This window comes from Arsenophonus endosymbiont of Bemisia tabaci Q2, assembly GCF_902713415.1.
GTDB lineage: Bacteria > Pseudomonadota > Gammaproteobacteria > Enterobacterales > Enterobacteriaceae > Arsenophonus.
This window is the reverse complement of sequence record NZ_CACTIE010000221.1, coordinates 1-2,314: the sequence shown is the minus strand read 5'-3', so window position 1 is coordinate 2,314 and position 2,314 is coordinate 1. Positions and strand designations below refer to the sequence as shown.

General features: G+C 32.3%; 4 protein-coding genes and 1 pseudogene. 3 read left to right on the top strand and 2 right to left on the bottom strand.

Annotated features, from left to right (window positions below; all coding sequences use genetic code 11):
* The first annotated feature begins 17 nt into the window (after positions 1-17).
* From ARSQ2_RS10305 to ARSQ2_RS10295, 3 genes are read left to right on the top strand one after another with little or no spacing between them, the layout of a single operon-like run.
* The gene (locus ARSQ2_RS10305) at positions 18-326 is read left to right on the top strand and encodes a transposase (protein WP_202880418.1); all 309 of its coding nucleotides are present in this window, start codon (positions 18-20) and stop codon (positions 324-326) included.
* Positions 266-694, top strand: a complete 429-nt coding sequence (locus tag ARSQ2_RS10300) for an FUSC family protein (RefSeq protein ID WP_181995246.1) — start codon at positions 266-268, stop codon at positions 692-694. The genes ARSQ2_RS10305 and ARSQ2_RS10300 overlap by 61 nt, the downstream gene beginning before the upstream one ends.
* Positions 673-1,341 (top strand): hypothetical protein, encoded by a 669-nt coding sequence (locus tag ARSQ2_RS10295; protein WP_338078291.1) that lies wholly within the window; start codon positions 673-675, stop codon positions 1,339-1,341. Before ARSQ2_RS10300 ends, ARSQ2_RS10295 begins: the two co-directional genes overlap by 22 nt.
* A gap of 69 nt (positions 1,342-1,410) precedes the next feature.
* Here ARSQ2_RS10295 and ARSQ2_RS13220 read toward each other — a convergent pair whose 3' ends face one another.
* Positions 1,411-1,755, bottom strand: a complete 345-nt coding sequence (locus ARSQ2_RS13220; protein ID WP_238334455.1) for a TfoX/Sxy family protein — start codon at positions 1,753-1,755, stop codon at positions 1,411-1,413.
* A 71-nt stretch (positions 1,756-1,826) separates the two neighbouring features.
* Positions 1,827-1,967, bottom strand: a pseudogene (locus ARSQ2_RS13215) (TfoX/Sxy family DNA transformation protein); the annotation flags it as partial.
* Positions 1,968-2,314: the final 347 nt, after the last annotated feature.

Sequence of the window (2,314 nt, the reverse complement as noted above, 5' to 3'; positions counted from 1 at the left end):
GCTATATCGACGCTTTATTGGGCAAAACGCTGTTTGCTATCGGATTATTTGATATCAATATTAACAGCGATGTTTTCTATGCATGGGTCACCCAAGTCCTTATCCCAGTACTTCCTAAAAACAGTGTAATCATGATGGATAATGCAACTTTTTACAAGAAACAGAGTATTCAACAAGTCATTATCGATGCGGGACATATGGTGGAATATTTGCCTACCTATTCGCCAGATCTTAATCCAATTGAACATAAATGGGCACAAGCTAAATGCAAAAAAAGAGCGCTCGGATGCGAAACAGATATTTTATTCGCACTCAATATGGTGTAATCAAAATTAAGTCGCTTAGCTATAACTTAACACTTAATTCAACACTGTTTCGTCATCCGATTAGAATGTCAGAAGTATTGTGTACCGGTTATATTATTGTTCAATGCTTTAATTTACCACAGGGTTATTGGATATTCCTGACAAGTTTATTTGTATGCCAACCAAATTATATTGCAACTAAGAATTACTTAATCTTGCGTATTATTGGAACCATTGCCGCTATTCTAATTGGGTTACCTCTGCTCTATTTCGTACCCTCTATCGAAGGACAACTCTTACTCATTATTATTAGTGACGTTTTTTCTTTACCTTCCGCAATGGTCAATATGCCCAAGCCACCTTATTTATTACTCTACTGGTTTTACTGAGTTTTAACTTATTGGGTGAAGGGTTCAACGTTATGCTTCCCCGAGTAACTAATACAATCATTGGTTTTAGCATTGCTTGGATTGCAGTAAATTATATTTTGCCTGATTGGAAATTTCGACAACTACCTAAACTCCTGCAACAAACATTAAACAGTAATTGCCGTTATCTTGCCGCTATTTTATTTCAGTATCATCAAGGTAGAAATAACAGTTTCGATTATCGTATTGTCCGTCGCGATGCCCAGATTAATGACGCAGAGCTAGTTTCCGTTCTATCCGATATTCTAGCTAGAATAAAAACTAATAATATCTCTCCAGAAAAAATCTTTAGATTACTCTGCCTTAATCACAGCATGTTGAGTTATATTTCTGCCTTTGGAGCACATCGCGAACAATTTAATAATCAAACTATTTTATCTATTCTTGATAGTAAAATCGCCTATATTGAGTCGGCGTTGAATTTTGCCTTATTAAATAACCAATCAGTCAAAGAGTTAGACAACCCATTGATTCAACGCTTCCAAACCATACAATTAGGAGAAAATAACAAAGAACAACTCATTGTTGAGCAATTATTATTATTAATTAACCTGTTGCCAGAAATCAACTCTCTGATTGTTTTTATTAAACAACAAGGGCCAGACTAAAATAGTTATAATTAGTAAATTTTATTAAATATAAAACTGGCCATAAAATCATTTTCTTGATGTATTTCTTTACGTTAGGCTATTGTACAAAGTAATTAATTCAATTTTTATTGACTCAGGAAGTACTGCAATATGATAGCCTTCAATAGCCCCAGCTAATTCAAATAGTAATTTAATACTCAGATTGACTTTCTTCTGCCTTAATTTTAAATAACAAATTTTAGCACCTAACATTTTTAAATAGTCTACATCGCTAATGCCTACTTTACCTAATGCCCTTTCTATCGACATATTCATATTTGGTAAGTCTTTGATCCTGATATGTGAATGCTGTTTCTGACATAACTCTTCCACGGCCGCTTTATAAGCGAGATCAATGTAATAACATAAAAGTAAATTATCATTCCAAAGCATTTCATTGATAAAAAATACTTTAATATAAGAGGAACGCCTTTCTTGGTATAAATCAGTTTTTGCAATCCTGACACTTCAAATTGAAGTTCAGCAAATAAACAATCTCGCAAATAAAACTCGCTATCCAATACCTGCCCAATAATGACATGATTGACTAGAATACAATAACCCCCGAAATGTGTTTTTTTCTTTATATGGCCATAATTTTCCATTAGGCTTTTCAAACAAGAAAAACGAGAATCAAATAAAAGCATAATTGCCACTCTCCATGTGAACGCTCACAAATCTAATATTTTTATACTTCTCCATATTTTAATCAGTTAAAATAGTAAGAAAATTTATTAAGTTATTTCACCCATTTTAAAAACCTCCTTGATTATTGAAAAATCGTGTATACAAAAGGCGACAAATAAAACCTTAAGCATCGTTTAATGTTAAATTAAATATAGCTAAATAAATATCTTACCAATTACAAAACATATAGCTAGGCGACTTTAAAATGATTACAAGTAATTACTCTATATCAGTAAATTTATATTGGAGAAAAACATGTATTTTT